This is a genomic window from Sinorhizobium sp. 22678 (assembly GCF_052044265.1).
Classification (GTDB): domain Bacteria; phylum Pseudomonadota; class Alphaproteobacteria; order Rhizobiales; family Rhizobiaceae; genus Sinorhizobium; species Sinorhizobium meliloti_A.
In genome coordinates, this window is sequence record NZ_JBQEMS010000011.1 from 1 (window position 1) to 17,084 (window position 17,084).

Consider the following 17,084-nt stretch of genomic DNA (forward strand, 5'->3'; position numbering starts at 1 on the left):
TTCTAGAGTCTGTCAGGTTTATGTTGAAACATATCCTGCATGCCTGAGATAGGCGGCGCATTCGTGCGGGTTGAAGGCTTTGAGGACTTCGCCGAGGCGTCTCCATGTCGCGTCGACGCTGCGCTCGTCGGATTTGCGCAGCAGGGTCTTCAGTTTGGCGAACATCATCTCGATCGGATTGAGGTCGGGGCTGTAAGGCGGCAGGAAGAACAGATGGGCGCCGGCATCGCGGATGGCGTTGCGCGCAGGCTTGCCCTTATGGCTGCCGAGATTGTCGAGGATGACGATATCGCCGGGACTGAGGGTTGGTGCCAGGCATTGCTCGACCCACGCGGTGAAGGCAATGCCGTTGATCGGGCCATCGAGCACGAAGGGCGCGACGATGCGGTCGTGGCGCAGCCCGGCGAGGAAGGTCAGCGTCTTCCAATGGCCATGCGGTATTCTGGCGAAAAGCGGCTGGCCGCGCTGACACCAGCCGCGGGTGCGCGTCATGTTGGTTTTGACCCAGGTTTCGTCGACGAACACCAGGCGGCGCGGATCAAGTCGATGTTGATGGGTCTTCCAGCGGCTTCGGAACCGCGCCACCTTCGGCCTGTCCTGTTCGCTGGCGATCAGCGTTTTTTTTAAATGTCTTGCCTTCGCGGCGCAGGAAACGCCAAACGGTGTCGTGAGAGACATCGATCCCGGCCGCCTTCAGATCGGCGGCAAGCGCCCGCACCGTCCAATCGGGCTTGGCCGCCAGCCGACGGTGAACCTCATCGGCCGCCGCGCCCCGCAGCATGGGTTTGACATGGCCACCCATCTTGGCCGGCGCCAAACCGCGGCCGGACCGGTCGAGCTGGCCGATCCGCACCGCCGTCGCCGCTGATATTCCAAAGCGCAACGCTGCCGCCCGCACCGTCATGCCTCCTGCCAAGGCGTCGGCGACGCGCTGGCGTAAATCAAGAGAAAGAGGTCGCGCCATCATTGCTGGCCTCCTCACCAGCAATGATCTTGAATCACAATCGAAGCAAAAAGGGAATCCCGGTTCGATTCAGCTTAAGGCTGACCGACTCTAGGGCCGTGAAACTACGCACTTCCGGACGGAAACCGTTACACACTTTTCCTGGAAGTGCTCTAACCTCACCCGAGAAGGTTGGCGAAGCGCACCGAATAGATTCGGTCGCGGCCAAGCATATGGGCGACGAGCTGCTGCCGCTCGAAAAGGCCGCTCATCTCACGGTGCCTGAGGTCGAGACCTCCCGTCGTGACCCCGAAAGCAGGCATGACGAGGCGCTTGCCGTCGGTCGCGAAGCAGGCGCGCCTCACCGATCTTTCCCGTCGCCTCACGGTCGCCGAAGGATGCAGGTGGCCGGCGATCTCGCCGATGCCGTCGCGTCTCGAAGGCTCGTGCCGGAAGACCAGGCCCGCGTGGCGGAGCTCGTCCATGGAGGCGCCGGGAAGCCCCTGTGCGCCGTCCGGATCATGATTGCCGTTGATCCAGATCCATTCGCGGCCGCAGGCCATGGCCGCGATCATCTGGCGGAAGGTCTCCGGCATTGCAGCCGATCCCTTCCGGTCGTGGAAATTATCGCCAAGACTGATGACGGTCGCGGGGTCGTGGCGGGCGATGACCGCCTCCAATATCCTGAGCGTCGCAAGCGTATCGTAGGGAGGCAGCATCATGCCGCGCCGCGCAAAGGCGGAGCCTTTTTCGAGATGCAGGTCGGATACGACGAGGGTGCGGCTTTCGGGAAAGTAGAGACCGCCGAGCGGATCGCAGATCGCGGCGATTCCATTGATGGACGTGCGCGCGTGCAGGGATGGGCTGACGGCAGGTGATGTCGCGTAGATGAGCCGATGCATGGTCATTGCGGTGTTCTTGTGTGTGGGCGAAAAAGGCTTCTTTCCTCCGGCTTGCCCCTCACCCTAACCCTCTCCCCGCACACGGGGAGAGGGGACGTGCCCCACGATACCGGTGAAAACGGTAGCGGCGGCGCTTGCCGCGGGTCCCTTCTCCCCGCCTGCGGGGAGAAGGTGCCGGCAGGCGGATGAGGGGCGCCGCGGAGGGGTTGGGGGCTTGGGGAGGATTTTCGCTCTCTCATAATTCTCTCATCCATCCGTACCGTGGCCGCTCATCGCCTCGTTGATCAGGTCGTCGGCCGCTTCCGTGAGCAGGAAGTCCTGCGCTTCTCCATGCACCGATTCCCGTCCGATCTCCAGCATTACCGGGATGGCAAGCGGCGAGATCTGATCGAGCCTGCGATGGGTGATATGGCCCTTGATCCGCTTGAGCATGGAGCCGAGGCGGTCGATGTCCAAAAGTCCCGTGGCCGCATCGTTGCGCGTCGCCTCTAGGAGAATGTGATCCGGCTCGTGCGCGCGCAATACGTCATAAATGAGATCGGCGGAAACGGTGATCTGCCGCCCGGTCTTCTCCCTGCCGGGGTGGCGCTGCTCGATGAGTCCAGCGATGACCGCGCAATTGCGGAAGGTACGTTTCAGGAGGAAGGATTCGTTCAGCCACGCCTCCAGATCGTCGCCCAGCATATCCTCGTCGAAGAGCTGCCCGAGCGACGGCGCCCGCGCCCGGAACGCCGCGCCCATGTCGTCGAGCGCCCAGATGGCGAGCGAATAGTCGGTCGCCACGAAGCCGAGCGGCTTCAGGCCGGCGCGGTCGAGACGACGGGTAAGGAGCATGCCGAGCGTCTGGTGGGCAAGCCTGCCTTCGAAGGCGTAGATGACCATGTAGTGCCGGCTGCCTCGCGGGAAGGTCTCGATCAGGAGTTCGTCGTCGCGCGGAAGCATCGACACGTCGCCCTGCAGCGCCAGCCAGTCCCTGACCTGGTCGGGCAGACCTGCGCGGCGGGCCGGATCGGCGAGCATCTTTCGCACCTGTGCTGCGAGATAGGTGGAGAGCGGAAACTTGCCGCCGGCATAGCTCGGCACCTTGGGATCGAAGGAAAAGGCCTGCGAGGCCAGGCACTCGTTCTCGCGGATGCCTTCGAAGCGCAGCACCTTGCCGGAAAAGACGAAGGTGTCGCCCGGGGAAAGCATTTCGAGGAACGATTCCTCGACTTTGCCGAGCGACATGCCGCCGCGGCCAAGCGAACCGCGCTGATTGCGCTTGACCATGCGGATATTCAACATCGGCGACTCGACGATCGTCCCGACATTGAGGCGGTATTGCTGAGCAACCATCGGGTTGGAGACCCGCCAGAGCCCGTCCTTCGTCTTGCGAATGCGGGCATAGCGCTCATAGGTGCGAAGCGCGTAGCCGCCGGTCGCGACAAGATCGACGGCGCGCTCGAAGGTTTCCCAGGGAAGCCGGGCATACGGCGCAGCGCTGATCACCTCGTCATAGAGTTCAAGCGCATCGAAGGGCTGCGCGCAGGCCATGCCCAGGATATGTTGCGCCAGCACGTCGAGAGCACCCCTGCCGATCGACGGCGTGTCCTGAGCGCCGACGTAATTGGCGTCGAGCGCCGCCTGGCACTCCATAACCTCGAAACGGTTGGCCGGAACCAGAATCGCGCGGCTCGGTTCGTCCATGCGGTGGTTGGCGCGGCCGATGCGCTGCGCCAGCCGGCTTGCTCCCTTCGGCGCCCCGACATGGACGACCAGATCGACGTCGCCCCAGTCGATGCCGAGATCGAGGGTCGACGTGGCGACGACGGCGCGCAGGCGGTTTTCTGCCATTGCCGCCTCGACCCTGCGGCGCTGGGCGACATCGAGAGAGCCGTGGTGCAGAGCGATCGGCAGATTGTCGTCGTTGATTTTCCAGAGTTCCTGGAACAGCATCTCGGCCTGGCTGCGGGTATTGACGAAGAGCAGCGTCGTCCGGTGTTTCTTGATGGCAGCGTAGACATCCGGGATTGCATAGCGCGCCGAATGCCCGGCCCAAGGCACCTGGTTCTCGGTCCGCAGGATGGAGATCTCGGGCTTTGCGCCCCCGGAAACGGTGATCAGTCCCGCATGGTTCTCCTTGGCGAGAGATTGAGCGATCAGCCAGCGCTGCAGATCCATCGGATCGGCGACCGTAGCCGAAAGACCCGTCGTCTGGAGACGGGGCGCCAGGCGGCGCAGCCGCGCGAGGCCAAGCGAGAGGAGATGGCCGCGCTTCGACATCACCAGCGAATGCAACTCGTCCAGCACCACATAGCGCAGGTCCTTGAAGAAGCGCTCCGCCTCGCCATTGGCCAGAAGCAGCGCGAGCTGCTCCGGCGTTGTGAGCAGTATGTCGGGCGGGTTGAGCTTCTGCCTCTGCCGCTTGCCCTGCGGCGTGTCGCCGGTGCGGTTTTCGATGCTCACCGGCAGCCCCATCTCGCCGACCGGTTTCATGAGGTTGCGCTCGATATCGACGGCAAGCGCCTTGAGCGGCGAGATGTAGAGCGTGTGAATGCCGGTGAAGGCCGCGCCGGGCGGGATCCTGCCGCGCCTGGTGATGTCGACGAGGGAGGGCAGAAAGCCGGCAAGCGTTTTGCCGGCTCCGGTCGGCGCGATCAGAAGCGTGCTCTCGCCCGCCTCGGCGCGTGAGAGAAGCTTGAGCTGATGGGCGCGCGGGCGCCAACCCTTTTCGGCGAACCACCGGAGAAAGGGTGAAGGCAACGTCAGGGCGTCGCCTTCCGGCGACGGAGAATCGATCCTGTCCACGCAGAACAAAGGTAGATCAAACGCGGCAAAAGAGAAGCCGGCATCTTCGTGCTGCTGCAAGGATTGACTCCCAACGAGAATCATGGATAAATTTTATCTACGATAGGAGATGCAGATGAAACTCGGCGACGGCGTCGAACAGGCCATTCACAGCGTGACGATGCTGAGCTGTCTTCAGCCCGGCAGTACCCTGTCGGCCGCAGCGCTTGCTGAGTTCCACGGCGTCTCGACCAGTTACCTGCTGAAGCATCTGCAGGCGATGTCGGGGGCCGGACTGCTCGAAGCCGTGCCGGGGCCGAAGGGCGGCTACCGGCTTGCGCGCGCGCCCGAGAAGATCACCCTGCTCGATATCGTCCTCGCGGTGGAGGGGGCGGAGCCCGCCTTTCGCTGCAACGAAATCCGCCTTCGCGGCCCCAATCCCTATTCCTGCAAGCCGGCCGCGCCGTGCACGATCAATGTCGCGATGCTCAGGGCCGAGCAGGCCTATCGCGCCGAACTCCGGCGCGTGACCATCGCCGGTATCATGGCCGACCTGAAAGCTATCGACCGCGACGGGGCGATCGCGGCGCGAACGAACGGTTTTCTCGCCCTTCATGAACGGAAATCGGGCAACGCCGCCTGATGTGAACCACCATCCAATCAGCCAAACAGGAGAAGATTATGCAGTCACGTCTGAATTTTGCGAAAGCCGCTCCGGACGCCTACAAGGCGGTCGCCGCGCTCGACAGCTATGTCAAAGGCTCCGGAATCGAGCCTCGCCTTATCCACCTGATCAAGCTGCGCGCATCGCAGATCAATGGCTGCGCCTATTGCGTGGACATGCACACCAAGGAGGCGCGCCACAGCGGCCTCAGCCAGCAATGGATCAACCTCGTCTGTGTCTGGCGCGAATCGCCGCATTTCGACAAGCGCGAACGGGCGGTCCTCGGCTGGACCGAGGCGCTGACCAATGTGGCCGAGACACGTGCGCCCGACGACGCCTATGAGGCGCTCAAGGCGCATTTCAACGAGGAGGAAATGACCAAGATCACCGTCGCTATCGGCGCCATCAACGTGTGGAACCGGCTGTGCGTCGGCTTCCGCGCCTTGCCCCCGATCGACGAGCCGGCCGTGGCGGCTTAGAGCGGGATGAGGAAAAGTGTGTGCGGGTTTCGGTCCGCACCACGCTCTCTAACCACTTGAGACTACACAATTCCCGGAAGCGATAGGGCTGTTACAGAGCGATGTAGCGGTCGGCGCGGTGGTTGATCGTCACGAAAACGTTGAGGACGACCGCGCCGATTACCGACCAGATGACGACCGTCGGCGTCGTCACGAAGAATGCTGCCGCCAGAACGATCATGTCGATCGCGAGTTGCACGAGACCGGCGCGAATGCCGAAGCGCTCCTGCAGGTAGATGCCCAATATACCCACGCCGCCGAGGCTCGCGCGGTGGCGGTAGAGCGCCAGGAGACCGTATCCGAGGAGTAGGCCGCCGATGAGAGCGGCCCAGCCCGGGTGAATCTGCCCGATCTCGAAAAGACGCGATTGCATGTCGGTCAGGAACGAGGTGAGCGCGATGGCAATGAAGGTCTTGAGCGTGAAGGCCGGACCGAGCCGCTTCAGCGACAGGTAGAAGAACGGCAGATTGAGCAGGAAGAAGGTGAGACCGAAGTTCACGCCCGTGGCGTAATGCAAAAGAAAGGCGACGCCGGCGGTGCTGCCGGTCAGAAGTCCGGCGCTCGCCAGGAAATAGAGACCGAGGGCGGCGACGAGGCTGCCGGAAAAGACGCCTTGAACGTCCTCCACGGGCGTGTGACGTGTGGGGCTTGTATTCCAGAGACCGAAAACGCTGCTTGCCTGTGCCATGGCTGACCCTCAGATCGCGACGAAATCACCATTGCTGCAGCGCACAAAAAAATTCAAGCAAAATATGTAAGCAATGCTGACCTATTTTCGCCGCACGCGTCGGGGAGCTGCATCAAGACGGCTTGCGGGCGAGGAATAATATCCCGGCGACGGGCTCGCCGGCATCCCTGCGGATGGTCGTGCGCTCGGTCCCGATCATGGACAGACCGCTCTCTTCGCAGAGGGAGGCGATATAGGTTTCCGGATGCGCGTAGCGCAGCGACGGACGCAGCACGAAGCCGTCGGCCCCGCCTGCATCCTCGGCGGAAAACGCGAAGAGCCCGCCCGGTGCGAGCAGGCGGTCGGCGATGACGAAGACACCTTCGAGATTGCCGAGATACATCAGAACGTCCGCCGCGCTGACGAGGTCGGCACGCCGCTGCTCCAGCCCGCCGAACACGCCCGAATCCTCGGGAGCCAATGAAAGGTCCGCCTGGGCGAGGCGGTCATAGACACCCTTCGCTTCGGCCTTGGCGAGCATATTGGCGGAAAGATCGAAACCCTCGAGGAAATCGGCGCGATCGCGGATACGTTCGCCGAAGAGCCCGGTGCCGCAGCCGAGATCGGTGACGTGGCGAAAACGCCCGACGCCGTTCACCCGGTCGATCAGGGCCGCAAGTTTCTCCGGGACGCTGTAGCCGAGCTTTTCGACGAGCGCGTGGTCGAAGCGCTCGGCATAGTCGTCGAAAAGGCGCTCGACGTAAACGCTCGGCGGCTGTTCGGGCGTCTCGGTAGCGCCGAGCAAAGCGAGCTTGAGGCTGGCGCCGAATATGTCTTCCGGATTGAGCCGAAGCGTATTGCGCAGCGCGTCGACGGCTGCCTCTATTCGGCCCGATTTCTCTTCATAGTCCGCCAGCCTGAACCAACCGGCCGCCCATTCCGGGGCAAGCTCCAGCGCCTGGGCCATGAGTTCCGCCGCACCTGGCGCATCGCCCGCTTCCGCAAGCATCTTCGCGTAGTCGGCGCGGCGGTCGGCGATCAGGTCGCCGGAGGAGAGCTGGTTGAAGGTCATGGAGATGCGGCTTGGTTGCGATGGACGCTTCTGACGCCGCAAAAGGCAAAATACAAGCGGATTCTGAAAGCGGCACCTCGGGCCGTCATGCCTTGCACGCTTGGGAATGGCGGCTTATGTGAAGGGAAACAGGAGAAGTTCTCGCTGATGTCGGACGGAATAAACAAATTCTTGGGGGACTCGCCGCTACGCGTGCTCGTCAAGCTGCTGGTAGTGTCGATCCTGGTCGGCTTCGTGATGACGGTCTTCGACTGGTATCCGGCAGATATCTATTACGGTATCCGAAACTTCCTCCTCGATCTCTGGCGGACCGGATTCGCGGCTCTCGGACGGGTGGGCGACTACCTGCTCCTCGGCGCGGTCGTCGTCATTCCGCTCTTCATCATTCTGCGTCTCTTCAGCTATCGACGGTAAGCATGCACGACCAGATCTTTGTCGCCCGCAGACGGCTGCTTCTGCGTGCCGGTGCCGTGGTCTCCCTCGGTCTTATCACCGGCTGCACCACCTCGAATCTCCTTTCTCCGGGCAGTGGTACGGGCAGCGATCAGACCGAAGCGACGCTCGGTTACGTCAACACGCTGCGCAAGGGCAGGGGTCTTCCGGCGCTTTCCGGCGACCCGGTCGCTTCCGTTGCGGCCATGCATCAGGCGGCACGCATGGCGAGCGCGGGCAAGATGCGGCACAATATCGGCTGGCGGGACAGTTTCTACGATCGGATGAAGGGGCAGGGCGTCACGCTGCCGGCCGCCGAAAACATCGCCGTCGGTCAGAAGGATGCCGGGCGCGCCTACGATGCCTGGTTCAATTCTCCGAAGCATCTTGAAAACATGCTCGGCAATTACCGGGGGCTCGGCGTCGCCGTGGCGCAGAATTCCGCTTCCGGAAACCGCCCCTATTGGGCCATGGTGCTCTGCAGCTGAGCTGATTCCCGGGTGACCTACGGAATCGGACCGTAGGGACAGGATCATGACGGCTACGCAAAGCCTCGAACGCGACACGGACAACCCCGAAGCCGGACCTTTCCTGGTCACCAACCGGCTTATCTTCTCGATCGCCCTGCCGATGACGCTCGGCTTTCTGACGACGCCGCTCCTCGGCCTCGTCGACACGGCCGTCGTCGGACGGCTCGGCAAGGCAGAGCTGCTCGCAGGTCTCGCGGTCGGCGCGGTGATGTTCGACCTCATCTTCACCACTTTCAATTTCCTGCGTGCCGCAACCACGGGTCTCGTCGCGCAAGCCTATGGACGGGGAGACCGGCGCGAACAGCAGGCGGTCTTCTGGCGTTCGCTCATGATCGCGCTCGTCACCGGCGGCACCATCGTGCTTATATCGCCCATCCTGCTTTCCGCCGGCCTCTGGCTTATGGGGCCCGGTCCGGAGGTTGCGGAGGTGACGCGAACCTATTTCCTCTATCGCATCCTTTCCGGCCCGGCCGCCCTCGCCAACTACGCCATCCTCGGATTCGTGCTCGGGCGCGGCGAGGGCACGCTCGGCCTGATGCTGCAGACGCTGATCAACGGCACCAATATCGTACTCTCGATCCTGCTCGGCCTCGTTCTGGGCTGGGGCGTGGCCGGCGTCGCGATCGGCACCGTGGCGGGTGAGGTGATCGGCGCGCTTGCGGGTTTTGCCGTCGTCTACGGCCGCTTCGACAGGAAGGACGCGCCCGGTTGGGCGATGATCTTTGCCGGCGACCGCCTGAAGAAACTGTTCGGCCTCAACCGCGATATCATGATCCGCTCGTTCGCCCTTCTGGCCGCCTTCACGCTCGTGACCCGGATCGGCACGTCCTTCGGGCCGGTGACGCTTGCGGCAAACGCCGTGCTGATGACGATCTTCCTTGTGGCCGGCTATTATCTCGACGGGCTTGCCACCGCGGCCGAGCAACTGACGGGTCGGTCGATCGGTGCCGGTTATCGCCCCGCTTTCGACCGGGTTCTGCGGATGACTGCCCTGTGGTCGCTGGGCCTCGCCGCATCGACCACGCTCGTCCTGCTCGCTTTCGGCAACACCGTGGTGAACATGCTGACGACTGGGCCGGACGTGCGCGCGCTCGCCTATGAATATATGCCATGGGCGGCCGTGACGGCGCTGACCGGCGCACTCGCCTTCCTGATGGACGGCGTCTTCATCGGTGCCGGCTGGTCGCGCGACATGCGCAATATGATGCTGGCCGCCTTCATCGGCTACGTGGCGGCGCTTGCCGTGCTCGTCCCTGCCTTCGGCAATCACGGTCTGTGGGCCGCGCTCAACCTTTTCCTGCTGCTGCGCGGCGCTTTCCTGCTGCTGATGGTGCCGCGCCGGGCGGCTCAGACGTTCCGGCCGCTCCAGTAGTCGAGCCGGCTGTCGCGGATGTCGCGGATCGAGGCAAGTTTCTCGCGCTCGCAAAGGGCCGAGAGGCCGCGCACGATCCGGCCCGGCAATCCCGGTCCCTCATAGACCATGCAGGAATAAAGCTGGACGAGATCGGCTCCGGCGCGGATCTTTTCCGCTGCGGTTTCCGCCGAGCACACGCCGCCGACCCCGATGATCGGCAAGTGCGGTCCTACCCGCTTGCGCATCCGGGCGAGCACTGCCGTCGATTTCTCGAAGAGCGGCTTTCCGGAAAGGCCGCCGGCTTCGTTGGCCTGGCGCCGGTCCTTCAGACCCTCGCGCGAAAGCGTCGTGTTGGAAACGATCAACCCGTCCAGACGATGCGCCAGCACCTCGGCTGCGATGTCGTCCATGCCTTCTTCGGTCAGGTCCGGAGCGATCTTGAGGAAGACCGGAACCTGCCGGCCGCTTTTTCGCGCCTCATCGTCCCGGGCGGAAAGCACGGCCGAAAGCAGCGCCGAGAGACTCTCGCGCGCCTGCAGATCGCGCAGGCCCGGCGTGTTGGGCGAGGAGATGTTGGCGGTGAAATAGCGTGCCACCGAATGGAAGGTATGGATGCCTGTCACGTAGTCGGCGATCCGGTCGGCGCTGTCCTTATTGGCGCCGATATTGACGCCGATCAGCGCCTCGCGCGAGCAGGCCTTGAGCCGCGCCAGCGCCGCCCCGTGCCCCTCGTTGTTGAAGCCGAGCCGGTTGATCACCGCCTCGTCCTCGACGAGCCGGAAGAGCCGCGGCTTGTCGTTGCCCGGCTGCGGCCTCGGCGTTACCGTGCCGATCTCGGTAAAGCCGAAGCCGATCTTCAGCAGCGCTTCCGGGACTTCGGCATTCTTGTCATAGCCGGCGGCCATGCCGACTGGGTTGGGAAAAACGAGGCCCGCCACGGTTTGCCCGAGCCGGGGGTCCGCCGGCGCGGCGCAACTCGGCACCAGGCCGCCTTTCAGCGCCTTGATCGAAAGGCCGTGCGCCGCTTCCGGATCGAAGAGGAAGAGGCCGCGCCGTGCGAGGTGCTCCAACCGGCGGATCATGGGGCGAGTTCCGGGAAGCTGTGCTGACCGTCCGGCCGCAGCGGCAGGGGCTTCTCCCACAATACGGCGTCAAGCGGGAGCGGAGCGTAAAGATGCGGAAACAGCGCGCCGCCGCGAGAGGGCTCATAGACGAGTTTGTCGCCCAGTGCCGGCGCGTCGACCGCAACGAGCAGCAGGTCGCCCTGACCCTCGAAATGCCGGGAGGCGGTTTCGACGACCTGGTCCCGGGTCGAAAAATGAATGAACCCGTCGGCGAGATCGACGGGCGCGCCTGCAAACGCGCCGGTCCGCCGCGCCTCCTGCCATAGAAGTGCCGGAACGATCTTGTATATGGTAGCGTTCATCTTTGTTCGCTTATCCGTCGTGAGCATGAGTGATGGCCTTGCCGCAAATATCGGCGCCTGTCCACCGCACAGCATGAGATCGAGGCGGATTTTCCGTAAGCATTCAACGGAGAGAACGTCATGAGACAGGCAGTCGCAATACTCGCAGTCGGGTTGGGGTTCGGTCTCATTGCCCCGGCGGCTGCGCAGGAAGCCTCGCCCGGCCGCTACAGCATGCAGAAGTCGGAAACGGGATTAGCCCGGCTCGACACCGAGACCGGCGAGGTCACCTTGTGCCAGGAAAAGGGCGGGGAGCTCATCTGCAGGATGGCGGCCGACGAGAGAGCCGCATTCGAGCGCGAACTCGACCTCCTCACAAGTCGCATCGAAGCGCTGGAAAAGGCCGTGGAAAGCGGTGAAACCGCGGCCGAACCGGCGCTACCCGACGATGAAGAGATTGACCGGGCAATGAGCATCATGGAAAGAATGGTGCGCAAGTTCATGGGAATCGTGAAGGAATTCGAGGACAAGGGCAGCGATTCCGCCGACGAGGGTGAGAATCTGCCGCAGAAGACCTGAAAACGAGCGGTGACGTGCTGGAGGGCACGCGCCGCGCATGTTTCCCTGAAACAGGGATCATTTGGGAATAAGATGATACGGCAGATCCACAGCGCAAAGCTGCAGGATGGCAGCCGAGGCTCTTGGGAGGGAGCGTCATCATGCCGGAAATGACCATCATCATCGCCGACGACCACCCGCTCTTTCGTGGCGCAATGCGCCAGGCGCTGAGCGGCATGGCGGGCGCACCGGCCATCGTCGAGGCCGGAGATTTCGCCGCTGCGCGCAGGGCTGCGGCCGACAACCCGGACGCCGATCTGATGCTGCTCGACCTGACGATGCCGGGCGTGAGCGGGCTTTCGGGGCTGATCGCGCTGCGTGCCGAGTTTCCGAGCCTGCCCGTGATGATTGTCTCGGCCCATGACGATCCGGCGACCATCCATCGTGCGCTCGACCTGGGCGCGGCAGGGTTCCTGTCCAAATCGGCCGGTATCGAGGAAATCCGTGAAGGCATCGCAAAGGTGATGGCCGGCGAGGTGTTCGTCCCGGCCGGTTACGACCAGAACCAGGAATACGAGCCGGAGGTTGCCGACCTGCTGCACCGGCTGCAGACATTGACGCCGCAGCAGTCCCGCGTCCTCTCGATGCTCGCCGAGGGGCTGCTCAACAAGCAGATCGCCTATGAACTCGGCGTCTCCGAGGCGACGATCAAGGCGCATGTCTCGGCGATCCTCCTGAAGCTCAACGTCGACAGCCGTACACAGGCGGTGATCCAGCTATCGAAGCTGGGGACGGTCGCGGCGGCCTGAGCGGCCGCTCCCCACGCTGGAGATTTTGCCCCTCATCCCGCTGCCGCGACCCTCTCCCCGTTTTTGAGCGGTGAGGGTGCGTCAGGAGTTCGCGACTTGTCCCTTCGCCCCGCCTGCGGGGAGAAGGTGGCCGGCAGGCCGGATGAGGGGCGATCCCGAGCTAAGCCAATTATCCCGCCGCTATTCCGCCGCGGCGCGGCCCGCCGCGGCAAGCTGCGTGAGCCAGGCGCGCAGCGCGGCCGGGCGGACGGGCTTGTGCTGCAGCGAGACGCCGTCCCGTTCGGCGGCGCCGCGCACTTCCGGTGACCGGTCGGCCGTTACCATGAGTGCGGGGATACTCTCCTGCCAGAGGCCGCGGATCGCGGCGATCGCCTCGACGCCGGTGCCGTCGCCGAGGTGATAGTCGGCGACGACCGCGTCGGGACGCACGCTCAATGTACCGGGCGCCATTTCAGTGCAGGCGGCGAGCGATTCGGCGGTCGTCACGCTGCAGCCCCAGCCGCCGAGCAGCAGGGCCATGCCTTCGAGAATCTTCGGCTCGTTGTCGATGCAGATGACGTTTAGCCCGGCCAGTGCTTCGCTCGTTTTCGCCGCTGCGACGGGTTGCGGCCTGACCCTGCCGCCGGCGCTCTTGTCGAGCGGCACGGTGACCTTGAAGCCGGTGCCTTTCCCGGGCTTCGATTGCAGGCCGACCGGGTGATTGAGAACCCGCGAGATGCGGTCGACGATGGAGAGACCGAGGCCGAGCCCCGACGCGGTTCGCGCGCCTTCTTCGAGGCGCGCGAATTCCTTGAAGACGGTGCGGAATTTCGATGTTGGAATTCCGATGCCCGAATCGAGAACTTCGATCGTCGCCGTCTGTCCGTGCCGGCGCACGCCCACCAGCACCTTGCCCCGGAGTGTGTATTTTATGGCGTTCGATACGAGGTTCTGGACGAGGCGCCGGAGCAGGTTCGGATCGCTGCGCGCTGCGAGCGATGTCGGCATGATGACGAGTTCGATATCCTTCGCCCTCGCCATCGGCGCGAAATCCGTCTCGATCCGCCTGAGCAATTCGTCGAGCGGTACGGATTGCAGGCGCGGCTTCATCGCGCCGGTGTCGAGCCGCGAAATGTCGAGCACGGCGCCGAGGATGGCTTCCACCGATTCCAGCGATGAATCGATGTTCTGCACCAGCGCCCGGTTGTCGGAATCTCCGAGTCGCTCGACCAGCGACGAGGAGTAGAGCCGTGCCGCGTTCAAGGGCTGCAGGATGTCGTGACCGGCAGCGGCAAAGAAGCGGGTCTTGCCGATATTCGCCTCCTCGGCGGCCGCCCTTGCCTCGCCCAGTTCGCGGTTGACGCGTGTGAGTTCTCCCGTCCGCTCGGCGACGCGCAGTTCCAGCGTTTCATTCGCCTGTTTGAGCGCCATGTCGGCCGCGACGCGCTGTGTTATGTCGGTGTAGGTCGTGACGATGCCCTTGTCGGGCATGGCATTGCTTCTGACCTCCAGGATGCGGGCGCCGCCTTCGAGTTCGAGCAGGAACGGCTTGTCGAGCGTCAGGAAGTTGGCGATCAGCGCCTTCTCCTCATCCTGGCGGACATCCCCGCGACGGGCAAGAATCGCGACGATGTCGGCCAGCGGAAAGCCCACCTGTCCGGCGGCCTCGGGGAGATCCAGGAGTTCCCGGAAACGGCGGTTCCAGATGATGAGATTGTTGGCGTTGTCGAAGACGGCAATGCCCTGGTCCATCTGCGAGAGTGCCGTATGCAGCATGTCCTGGTTGTATTGGAGCGCCTCGCTTGCCTGGTCGAGCAGCCAGGCGGTGTCGGAGGAGGTGTCGTCCATGCGCTGCAGGACAAGTGAAAGGACGAGCCGGGCGGAAGACGAGCCGATCGCGCTGCCGAGCAATTGTTCCGAGAAGTGGACAAGCGCCATGTCGGCGGAGGCGTTGTCGTCGAGCCAGCGGCCGGATTGCTGCTCATAGGTATGGAAGGAGCGCTGCATGCGCTCCTCGCCCATGTAACGGCCGATCGTCGTCTTGAGGTCGCGCACCGTCACCTTGGTCTTGCGCCCGCGGAAGGTCCGCTCGGTGCGTGAGCGGCGGGTGATGAAGACGCCCGCCTGGAAACGCTCCAAGGGTTTGGGCGCGCGCGTCAGCGAACCCACGATATAGGCCGCGACATTGACGAGCATGCTGAGAGCCGTCGCATTTACCAGCGGGTCTGACTGGGCGCCGGAGAAGAGATCGGCGAAGGGCAGCAGGAAGCTGAGCACCGTGGAGGCGATGTGGGAATTGTCCGGCCCGCCGAGGCTCGGCAGGAAAAGGACATAGGCCCAGACGAGAAAGCCGCTGACCATCCCGGCGATCGCGCCGCGGGCATTGGCCTGCCGCCAGACGAGTCCGCCGAGGAGCGCCGGCGCCATCTGCGCGATGGCGGCGAAGGAGAGCAGTCCGAGCGAGGCAAGCCCGGCGCTGATATCGGCGGCGCGATAATAGCCGTAGCCGAGGAAGAGGACGACGAAGATCGCCGTTCGGCGGATATTGAGGAGCGTACCGGCCATGTCCTCCTGGAGAGAGCCGCGGGTGCCGAGCCTGCGGCGCAGGAATACCGGCATGACGATGTCGTTCGAAACCATGATCGAGAGCGCGACCGAAGCGACGATGACCATGGCGGTCGCCGCGGAGAAGCCGCCGATGAAGGTGAAAAGCGTGACGAGCGGCACGTCGCCGGCAAGCGGCAGTGCCAGAAGATAGAGATCCGCATTGCCGGAGCCGGAGAAGGTCAGGATGCCGGCGATCGCGATCGGCAGGACGAAGGCGTTGATTGCGATCAGATAGAGCGGGAAGAGGATGCCCGCCGTGCGCAGTTCGTTATCGGTGCGGTTTTCCACGACCGTCACGTGAAATTGCCGGGGAAGCATGATGATGCCGAAGGCGGAAAGCGCGATCATCAGAATCCAGCGCGCGACCGGCGTCTGGTATTCGAGCGCGGCGAGCACCGTGGGACTCTGCTGCGCTTCCGCCCATAGATTTGCAGGCCCGCCGAACAGGAAGAAGACGATATAGATGCCCACCGTGAGCATCGCCACGAGCTTGACGACCGATTCCATCGCGATCGCGAGGATCAGGCCGTCCTGGTGTTCCGTCGCATCCGTGTGGCGTGTACCGAAGACTATCGCGAAACAGGCGAGAAAGAGCGTGACCAGAAGCGGCAGGTCGACGAAGTTCTCGCCCGAACCTATGCCGTAGTCGCTGGTGTCGATCATCGTGGCGACCGAACTCGACACCGCCTTGAGCTGCAATGCGATATAGGGAATGGCCCCGACGAGCGAGATCAGCGCGACGATTGCCGCAACGGCCGGGTTCTTGCCGTAGCGCGCAGCCACGAAATCGGCGACGGAGGTTAGCTTTTCGGTCTTGGCGAGCCGAACGATGCGGCGGATCAGCGGCATGCCGAACGTGAACATCAGGATCGGACCGATGTAGATGCCGGTGAATTCGAGTCCGCGCTCCGCCGCAAGGCCGACGCCGCCGAAATAGGTCCAGGAGGTGCAGTAGATCGCCAGGCTCAGCGCATAGACGAGCGGCCTGCCCTTCTCGGCAATCTTGTTTCGTCTGGCTCGCCGGTCGCCATAGCTTGCAACTGCGAAGAGCAGCAACAGATAGGCGAAGGCCGAGGCAAAAATGACCGAACCCGAAAGCATGCCTCACTCCTCCGCTGCCAGCATAGGGCAAGTCCATTTGGTTGGAAATCGGCGGTGCATCAGTCTTAAGTTCAAGATAACGCGCCGATATCCGCAGCGCTTGACCAAATGCAAGGAGTGCGATTTCCTCACGCGGGGCTTTGGTCTAGATTCCTACCGGCGGTTGCCGCGCAAGACAGGTGCGGGTGGACGTTCGGGGGTATTTCGAGGAGAGAGGCATGCTGAACGAATTCAAGGAGTTTATCGCCCGCGGCAACGTCATGGACCTTGCGGTCGGCGTGATCATCGGTGCGGCCTTTAGCAAGATCGTCGATTCGGTCGTCAACGACCTCGTCATGCCGGTCGTGGGAGCGATCACCGGCGGCGGCTTCGACTTCTCCAACTATTTCCTGCCGCTCTCCGCTAGTGTTACCGCGCCGACGCTCGCAGCCGCACGCGAACAGGGCGCGGTCTTTGCCTATGGCAATTTCATCACGGTGCTCATCAACTTCCTGATCCTCGCCTGGATCATCTTCCTGCTGATCAAGCTCGTGAATCGCGCGCGTGCGTCGGTGGAAAGGGATAAGGCGCCGCCCCCGTCCGCACCTCCGCCGCAGGACATCCTGCTTCTCTCGGAAATTCGCGATCTCCTGAAGCAGCGCGCCTGAGACGCGGATCACGCGGCGGCTCGGTGCCGCCGAGTGATGGAAACATCACAAAATTCGATAAACAGGTCAGAGAAATTCGCGTGATCGCCGACGCCAAAGCGTCTAGAAACGGCGGGCAATCAGGAGCCCG

General features: G+C 63.6%; 16 protein-coding genes. 8 read left to right on the forward strand and 8 right to left on the reverse strand.

Translation table 11 applies throughout. The features are described 5' to 3' along the window. Nucleotides 1-18: 18 nt before the first annotated feature. The 3 genes from ACTJKL_RS17450 to ACTJKL_RS17460 form a co-directional block, all read right to left on the reverse strand. Nucleotides 19-964, reverse strand: a protein-coding gene (locus tag ACTJKL_RS17450; RefSeq protein WP_440853413.1) for an IS630 family transposase whose coding sequence is annotated in 2 segments (ribosomal slippage) — nt 19-624 and nt 626-964 — 945 coding nt in all. Because the reading frame shifts where the segments join, the coding sequence is not laid out codon by codon here. A 158-nt stretch (nt 965-1,122) separates the two neighbouring features. After that, entirely contained in the window at nt 1,123-1,851 is a 729-nt protein-coding gene (gene pdeM, locus ACTJKL_RS17455) for a ligase-associated DNA damage response endonuclease PdeM (RefSeq protein WP_100669662.1), read from the reverse strand. Between the two features lie 240 nt (nt 1,852-2,091). Further along, nucleotides 2,092-4,641 (reverse strand): ligase-associated DNA damage response DEXH box helicase, encoded by a 2,550-nt coding sequence (locus ACTJKL_RS17460; RefSeq protein WP_440853517.1) that lies wholly within the window; start codon nt 4,639-4,641, stop codon nt 2,092-2,094. Nucleotides 4,642-4,747: 106 nt separating this feature from the next. Between ACTJKL_RS17460 and ACTJKL_RS17465 the strand changes: the two genes are divergently transcribed. Further along, nucleotides 4,748-5,254: an Rrf2 family transcriptional regulator gene (locus tag ACTJKL_RS17465; protein WP_026168526.1), complete on the forward strand. Its 507-nt coding sequence runs from the start codon at nt 4,748-4,750 to the stop codon at nt 5,252-5,254. Between the two features lie 38 nt (nt 5,255-5,292). After that, complete coding sequence (locus ACTJKL_RS17470) at nt 5,293-5,754, forward strand: carboxymuconolactone decarboxylase family protein (RefSeq protein WP_440853414.1); 462 nt, start codon at nt 5,293-5,295, stop codon at nt 5,752-5,754. 91 nt (nt 5,755-5,845) lie between these two features. Here the strand turns inward: ACTJKL_RS17470 and ACTJKL_RS17475 are convergent, their stop codons facing one another. Next, nucleotides 5,846-6,481, reverse strand: coding sequence for a YitT family protein (locus tag ACTJKL_RS17475; protein ID WP_440853415.1), 636 nt, complete (start codon nt 6,479-6,481; stop codon nt 5,846-5,848). 112 nt (nt 6,482-6,593) lie between these two features. Next, complete coding sequence (locus tag ACTJKL_RS17480; RefSeq protein WP_440853416.1) at nt 6,594-7,532, reverse strand: class I SAM-dependent methyltransferase; 939 nt, start codon at nt 7,530-7,532, stop codon at nt 6,594-6,596. A gap of 147 nt (nt 7,533-7,679) precedes the next feature. Here ACTJKL_RS17480 and ACTJKL_RS17485 point away from each other — a divergent pair, with 147 nt between their 5' ends. Genes ACTJKL_RS17485 through ACTJKL_RS17495 form a run of 3 tightly spaced genes read left to right on the forward strand, consistent with a single transcriptional unit; the run spans nt 7,680 to nt 9,866 of the window. Then, complete coding sequence (locus ACTJKL_RS17485; protein WP_003530117.1) at nt 7,680-7,946, forward strand: DUF6460 domain-containing protein; 267 nt, start codon at nt 7,680-7,682, stop codon at nt 7,944-7,946. Nucleotides 7,947-7,948: 2 nt separating this feature from the next. Further along, nucleotides 7,949-8,452, forward strand: coding sequence for a CAP domain-containing protein (locus ACTJKL_RS17490; protein ID WP_437407878.1), 504 nt, complete (start codon nt 7,949-7,951; stop codon nt 8,450-8,452). Nucleotides 8,453-8,498: 46 nt separating this feature from the next. Then, nucleotides 8,499-9,866, forward strand: a complete 1,368-nt coding sequence (locus ACTJKL_RS17495) for an MATE family efflux transporter (RefSeq protein WP_338278011.1) — start codon at nt 8,499-8,501, stop codon at nt 9,864-9,866. On the opposite strand, the gene ACTJKL_RS17500 is transcribed toward ACTJKL_RS17495, so the two are convergent. Continuing rightward, entirely contained in the window at nt 9,842-10,930 is a 1,089-nt protein-coding gene (locus ACTJKL_RS17500) for a quinone-dependent dihydroorotate dehydrogenase (protein ID WP_100669656.1), read from the reverse strand. The genes ACTJKL_RS17495 and ACTJKL_RS17500 overlap by 25 nt on opposite strands. Then, nucleotides 10,927-11,274 (reverse strand): DUF952 domain-containing protein, encoded by a 348-nt coding sequence (locus ACTJKL_RS17505; protein WP_100670017.1) that lies wholly within the window; start codon nt 11,272-11,274, stop codon nt 10,927-10,929. The genes ACTJKL_RS17500 and ACTJKL_RS17505 overlap by 4 nt, the downstream gene beginning before the upstream one ends. A gap of 120 nt (nt 11,275-11,394) precedes the next feature. On the opposite strand from ACTJKL_RS17505, the gene ACTJKL_RS17510 reads away from it, so the two are divergent. Then, entirely contained in the window at nt 11,395-11,832 is a 438-nt protein-coding gene (locus ACTJKL_RS17510; protein WP_100669655.1) for a hypothetical protein, read from the forward strand. Between the two features lie 140 nt (nt 11,833-11,972). Then, entirely contained in the window at nt 11,973-12,620 is a 648-nt protein-coding gene (locus ACTJKL_RS17515) for a response regulator (RefSeq protein WP_029959395.1), read from the forward strand. 180 nt (nt 12,621-12,800) lie between these two features. Here ACTJKL_RS17515 and ACTJKL_RS17520 read toward each other — a convergent pair whose 3' ends face one another. Further along, nucleotides 12,801-16,307 carry a hybrid sensor histidine kinase/response regulator gene (locus ACTJKL_RS17520; protein ID WP_338278016.1) on the reverse strand — a complete coding sequence of 1,169 codons (3,507 nt, stop codon included), beginning with the start codon at nt 16,305-16,307 and terminating at the stop codon, nt 12,801-12,803. Nucleotides 16,308-16,525: 218 nt separating this feature from the next. Between ACTJKL_RS17520 and mscL the strand changes: the two genes are divergently transcribed. Then, entirely contained in the window at nt 16,526-16,954 is a 429-nt protein-coding gene (gene mscL / locus ACTJKL_RS17525) for a large conductance mechanosensitive channel protein MscL (RefSeq protein WP_018094141.1), read from the forward strand. Nucleotides 16,955-17,084: the final 130 nt, after the last annotated feature.